Source organism: Albidovulum sp. (genome assembly GCF_049646345.1).
Taxonomy (GTDB): Bacteria; Pseudomonadota; Alphaproteobacteria; order Rhodobacterales; family Rhodobacteraceae; genus Albidovulum.
On the sequence record NZ_JBARVQ010000618.1, the window covers coordinates 1 to 5,924 of the forward strand.

At 63.8% G+C, this 5,924-nt stretch carries 6 protein-coding genes; all 6 read left to right on the top strand.

The genetic code is table 11. The features are described 5' to 3' along the window. Positions 1–1,275 (top strand): glycerol-3-phosphate dehydrogenase (gene glpD / locus WBB85_RS16155; RefSeq protein ID WP_432639622.1); only part of this gene is annotated, 1,275 nt, incomplete at its 5' end. Continuing rightward, positions 1,272–2,756: a glycerol kinase GlpK gene (gene glpK, locus WBB85_RS16160; protein WP_432639623.1), complete on the top strand. Its 1,485-nt coding sequence runs from the start codon at positions 1,272–1,274 to the stop codon at positions 2,754–2,756. The genes glpD and glpK, both read left to right, overlap by 4 nt. Further along, complete coding sequence (locus tag WBB85_RS16165) at positions 2,753–3,886, top strand: iron-containing alcohol dehydrogenase (RefSeq protein ID WP_432639624.1); 1,134 nt, start codon at positions 2,753–2,755, stop codon at positions 3,884–3,886. Before glpK ends, WBB85_RS16165 begins: the two co-directional genes overlap by 4 nt. Before the next feature lie 51 nt (positions 3,887–3,937). Next, positions 3,938–4,741: a S49 family peptidase gene (locus WBB85_RS16170; RefSeq protein WP_432639627.1), complete on the top strand. Its 804-nt coding sequence runs from the start codon at positions 3,938–3,940 to the stop codon at positions 4,739–4,741. Position 4,742: 1 nt separating this feature from the next. After that, positions 4,743–4,910 carry a hypothetical protein gene (locus WBB85_RS16175; RefSeq protein ID WP_432639625.1) on the top strand — a complete coding sequence of 56 codons (168 nt, stop codon included), beginning with the start codon at positions 4,743–4,745 and terminating at the stop codon, positions 4,908–4,910. Further along, the gene (locus WBB85_RS16180; protein ID WP_432639626.1) at positions 4,907–5,686 is read left to right on the top strand and encodes an SDR family oxidoreductase; all 780 of its coding nucleotides are present in this window, start codon (positions 4,907–4,909) and stop codon (positions 5,684–5,686) included. The genes WBB85_RS16175 and WBB85_RS16180 overlap by 4 nt, the downstream gene beginning before the upstream one ends. Positions 5,687–5,924 lie beyond the last annotated feature (238 nt).

The following is a 5,924-nucleotide window of genomic DNA, read 5'->3' on the forward strand; positions in this document are numbered from 1 at the left end:
GATATGCGGTTCGAGGGTGCGACGCCGACCTCTCGGCTTCTCTCCATCGTCATGCCGTGGATGCGCGGGCGAAGGCCCGCATGGCTGATCCGGCTGGGACTGTTTCTTTACGACCATCTGGGCGGGCGGAAGATCCTGCCTGCCACAGCGACGCTGGATCTGGCCAGCGACCCCGCTGGCGCGCCCCTGAACCCGAAGTTCCGCAAGGCCTATGAATATTCCGATTGCTGGGTACAGGACGCGCGCCTTGTAACCCTCAACGCCCGCGATGCCGAGGCGCGGGGGGCGAAGATCATGACGCGGGCAAAGGTTATCGATGCACGCCGGGAAGGGCAGGTTTGGGAGGTCAAGGTCGCCCTGAACGGCCGGACCAAGACCATGCGCGCCCGAATGCTCGTCAATGCGGGCGGCCCGTGGGTCGAAAACATCGTGCGCGACACGGCGCATCTGAAACCCAAGGCGCATATCCGGCTCGTGCGCGGCTCGCATATCGTGACGAGGCGGCTCTACGACCACGACAAGGCGTATTTCTTTCAGGGCACCGACGGGCGCATCATCTTCGCAATCCCCTATGAGGAGGATTTCACCCTGATCGGCACCACCGATCAGGACCATGACGGCGATCCCATGGATGCGCGCTGCAGCGAGGTCGAGCAGAACTACCTTTGCAATTTCGCCTCGCAATATTTCGCGAGACCCGTAACGCGGGACGATATCGTCTGGACCTATTCCGGCGTCCGCCCGCTTTATGACGATGGTGCAAGCTCGGCCAGTGCGGCGACCCGCGACTATGTGCTGACCTTGAACACCGACGGCGCGCCGATCCTCAATGTCTTCGGCGGCAAGATCACCACCTATCGCAAGCTGGCCGAGGCCGCGATGGCGAAGATCGCGCCGATCCTGAAGGTAACGAAACCCAATTGGACGGCTGGTGTGCCTTTGTGCGGCGGGGATTTTCCGGTCGATGGTGTGGATGCTCTCATCGCCCATCTGGCGGAACGCTACCCGTTCCTTGATGCCTTCACGACCCGGCGGCTGATCCGCACCTATGGCACCGAAGCATCGATGATCCTTGGCGATGCGATATCAGCCACTGATCTTGGCCGGGGTTTCGGCGCGGGGTTGACGGAAGCTGAACTCCGCTGGCTGATGGAGAAGGAATACGCAACAACCGCCGAGGACGTCGTCTGGCGCCGCACGAAACTGGGGCTGCGCCTCAGCGCCGAACAGATCGCGGCGCTGGACGGATGGATGGCGAAGAAGGGGGCGACATGACCTATATCCTCGCAATCGATCAGGGCACGACCTCAAGCCGGGCGATCCTGTTCGACGCCGCGATGAAGGTAAAGGCCACCGCACAGGAGGAATTCACCCAGCATTTCCCCGCCTCGGGCTGGGTCGAACATGACCCTGCCGATATCTGGTCCACAGTCGTGGCGACCGCCCGTGCGGTCATTGAAAAGGCGAAGATTCAGGCCAGGGATATCGCGGGTATCGGCATCACCAACCAACGCGAGACGACGCTGGTCTGGGATCGCAAGACCGGCACCCCCATCCACCGCGCCATCGTCTGGCAGGATAGGCGGACCTCGGACATCTGCGCCCGGCTGAAGGCCGCAGGCCATGAACCGATGGTGACGGAAAAGACCGGCCTGCTGCTCGACCCCTATTTCTCGGGCACCAAGCTCGCCTGGCTGCTCGACACGGTCGATGGCGCGCGGGCGAAGGCAGAAAACGGTGATCTTCTGTTCGGCACCGTTGACAGTTTCCTGATCTGGAAACTCACAGGCGGCCGCGTCCATGCGACCGACGCCACCAACGCCGCGCGGACGCTGATCTACAGTATCCGCGACGGACACTGGGACGCGGATATCTGCAAGCTCCTGAACATCCCCATGTCGATGCTGCCCGAGGTGCGCGACTGCGCCGCCGATTTCGGCCATTCCAGCGCCGACCTCTTCGGCCGCGAAATCCCGATCTACGGCGTCGCGGGCGACCAGCAAGCCGCGACGATCGGACAGGCATGTTTCCAGCCGGGCATGATGAAGTCGACCTATGGCACCGGCTGCTTCGCACTTCTGAACACCGGCGAAACCCCGGTCGCCTCGAAGAACCGGCTTTTGACCACCATCGCCTATCAGTTCGACGGCCAACCGACCTATGCGCTTGAAGGCTCGATCTTCATCGCGGGTGCGGTGGTGCAATGGCTGCGGGACGGGCTGAAGATCATCAGCGAAGCGGCCGAATCCCAGCCGCTGGCCGACAAGGCCGACCCGGCGCAGGATGTTGTGCTCGTCCCCGCCTTTGTCGGCCTTGGCGCGCCTTATTGGAACGCCGATTGCCGGGGGGCGGTCTATGGCCTGACCCGCAATTCCGGTCCCGCCGAGTTTGCGAAGGCGGCGCTGGAAAGTGTGGGCTATCAGACCCGCGACCTGCTGGAGGCGATGCGCGCCGACTGGGGCGGCGCGGCCAAGGGTGTGTTGCGCGTCGATGGCGGCATGACCGCCTCGGACTGGACGATGCAGTTCCTGTCGGACATCATCGGTGCCCCGGTCGACCGTCCGCATGTGCTGGAAACAACGGCGATGGGGGCCGCATGGCTGGCGGGCGCGCGCGCCGGGGTCTATCCGGACGCAGAGGGGTTTGGGAAGGGCTGGGCGCTGGAACGCCGCTTCGAACCGGCGATGGACGGTGCCACGCGCGATGCGAAATATGCAAGGTGGAAGCGGGCCGTCGCTGCCACATTGACGGTATGACCGCATTTACCATCGTCCAGCCGAAACGCATCCGCTTTGGCCGGGGTGAGGCGCGGGCCGCCATTCCCGAGATCGCCGCGATGGGTCAACGGCTGTTTCTTGTTCATGGCCGCGATGCGGGGCGGGCCGCATGGCTGATCAGCGTGCTGAAGGCGCAGGGGGTCGGCGTTCACGCCCATGCCTGCCCAACCGAGCCGACCCTGCCGATGCTAGAGGACGCCCTGACCGCCGCGCGGGGCGCTGATTGCATCGTCAGCCTTGGCGGCGGGGCGGCCATTGATCTTGGCAAGGCCATCGCGGCGCTGCTACCTGCTTCGGGCGTGCCGCTCGACTATCTCGAAGTCGTCGGGAGGGGCCAGCGGCTGGATGCGGATCCCCTACCCTTCGTTGCAATCCCGACCACCGCCGGGACCGGGGCGGAGGTGACGAAGAACGCCGTCATCGACGTGCCGGAGCATCGGCGCAAGGTCAGCCTCAGGGACGACCGGATGCTGGCCGATCTGGCCGTCATCGACCCCGCACTGACCGATCATTGCCCGCGGGGCGTGACGCTCGCCTCGGGTCTTGACGCGATCACGCAAGTGATCGAACCCTTCCTTTGCACCCGCGCGACCCCCTATACCGACGCGCTCTGCCGCGCCGCGATCCCAAAGGGGCTCGCCGCGCTTCGCCACCTGATGAAGGGCGAGGACTCAGGCGCGCGCGACGGCATGGCCTGGGTCAGTCTGTCGGGCGGGCTGGCGCTGGCCAATTCCGGGCTTGGTGCGGTGCATGGGCTGGCCGGGGTCATCGGCGGGCTGACCGGTGCCGCACATGGAGCGGTCTGCGGCGCACTTCTGCCGCATGTCCTGCGCGCGAACCGGGCTGCACTGGCATCCTCGGCCCCTCAGGCGGGCCGCTTTGACGAAGTTGCAGGCTGGGTCGGCACGGCGTTCGGTTCCGAAGATGGGATCGGCAGTCTGGAGCGCCGGATGCACGGCGCAGGATTACCGCGGTTGTCGGTGCAAGGCCTGAGCGCTGAGGACCATGCCGCTGTGGCCAATGCGGCAGCCGCATCATCCTCGATGAAAGCCAACCCCGCCGCACTCGGCCCTGCCGATCTTGTCGCCATTCTTGCGGCGGCAGGCTGATCCGGCCATCCACTATTGTTCCCGGGCCACCAGCGGATTACATCGGTGCTCATGAAACGCTTCATCCCCTTCCTCAAGTCCACACCGCGTGTCGCGGTGATCCGCCTGCAGGGCGTCATTTCCGCCGGTGGCCGCAGCGGAGCGGGGCTGAACGATGCCGCGCTCGCGCCGGTCATCGAAAAGGCCTTCAAACGCGGCAAACCCAAGGCTGTCGCACTGGTGATCAACTCGCCCGGCGGCTCACCGGTGCAATCGGCGCTGATCGCCGCGCGCATCCGCAGGCTGGCGGATGAAAAATCCATCCCCGTCCATGCCTTTGTCGAGGATGTCGCGGCCTCGGGTGGGTACTGGCTGGCGACGGCGGGTGACGATATCTGGGTCGATGACAGTTCGGTCATCGGCTCTATCGGCGTCATTTCAGCCAGCTTCGGCTTTCCCGAATTCATGTCCCGCCACGGGATCGAGCGGCGTGTTCACACGGCGGGCAAGTCAAAGAGCTTCCTCGACCCGTTCCGCCCCGAGAAACCCGACGATGTCACCCGGCTGCGCGCGATCCTCGAACCGATCCATGAGGCGTTCAAGACCCAAGTCACAACCCGCCGCGACGGCAAGCTGCCCGAGGGGCAGGACCTCTTTACCGGCGACGTCTGGGTCGGGCAGGCAGCGGTCGATCAGGGGCTGGCCGACGGTGTCGCGCATCTGGTGCCGACACTGAAAGCGGTCTATGGCGACAAGGTGAAACTCATACCCTACGGCGTCAAAAAATCCATCTTCCAGCGCTTCGGCGGGCGCATTCTGGGCGAGGCAATCGACCAGATCGAGGAGCGTGCGCATTGGGCGCGCTACGGGCTTTGACATGATCTTCAAGATCATCTCGCTCTTTCTGATCTTCATGGCGGTTCTGGCGCTGTTCGGACGCCTGCGCTTCCCCAAACTGCCGGGCAAGACTGGAATGAAACGCTGCCCCGACTGCAAGCGGCCGCTGATCGGCAAGGGGCCCTGTAGCTGCGGGGGCAAGGCGTGACGGGTCGCGCGCTGGTCACCGGCGCCGGACGGCGGCTGGGCCGGGCGATGGCGCTTTACCTCGCTGGGCGGGGCTATGATGTTGCCATCCACTATGCGACCTCGGGCAATGAGGCTGAGGCAGTGGCCGAGGAAGCCCGGGCGATGGGCGTCACGGCCGCGACGCTTCAGGCCGATATCCTGAACGAGGCGGAAACCCTGACATTGGTGGACCGGGCGGCGGAGGCCTTGGGCGGGCCGCTGAGTATCCTCATCAACAACGCCTCGATTTTTGAGTACGACAATATCCGCAGCGCGACCCGCGAAAGTTGGGATCGACATCTGGAATCGAACCTTCGCGCGCCCTTCGTCCTGACCCAGGCCTTCGCCAAACAGGCCCCGAAGGCGGTGAGCGAAGCAGGCGATGCACGGTCGCAGGCACTTGTGATCAACATGCTCGACCAGCGGGTCAGGAAGCTGACGCCCGAATTCATGACCTATACGATTGCCAAGATGGGGCTTTGGGCGCTGACCCAAACCTCAGCGCGGGCGCTTGGCCCCGATATCCGGGTCAATGCGATCGGCCCCGGTTCGACGCTGAAGGGCGAAAAGCAGAGCGAAGAGCAGTTCCGGGCGCAACGCGCGGGCTCTGTTCTCGCGCGGGGGGCGAATGCGGACGATATCTGTGCCGCCCTGGGGTATTTCCTCGATGCGCCCGCCGTGACCGGCCAGTTGATCTGCGTTGACGGGGGGCAACATCTGGGCTGGAAGACGCCTGACATTTTGGGTGTAAACTAGCGAAATCCGTTAAGAAAATCGGGGGCGGGGCCTTGACTTGTGCACTCGTAACGCTGGCGTAACTAAGCTGTCACGATTCTGTCAATATTTTCAGGGATTTGCGCGGATCACGAAAAAAAAATCGTTAATTTTCAGACTTTTGCGGCGCTGCCTAAAAAATAGGCAAACCAACGAAGCCTGCCGAATACAACGAAAATTTCCCGATGCCGAATTCTTTTCACCAGACTTATCCACAATT

Bases quoted from the DNA above. Each gene is read 5' to 3' on its own strand.
- WBB85_RS16170 (WP_432639627.1), top strand. From the start codon at position 3,938: ATGAAACGCTTCATCCCCTTCCTCAAGTCCACACCGCGTGTCGCGGTG.
- glpK (WP_432639623.1), top strand. From the start codon at position 1,272: ATGACCTATATCCTCGCAATCGATCAGGGCACGACCTCAAGCCGGGCG.
- WBB85_RS16165 (WP_432639624.1), top strand. From the start codon at position 2,753: ATGACCGCATTTACCATCGTCCAGCCGAAACGCATCCGCTTTGGCCGG.
- WBB85_RS16175 (WP_432639625.1), top strand. From the start codon at position 4,743: ATGATCTTCAAGATCATCTCGCTCTTTCTGATCTTCATGGCGGTTCTG.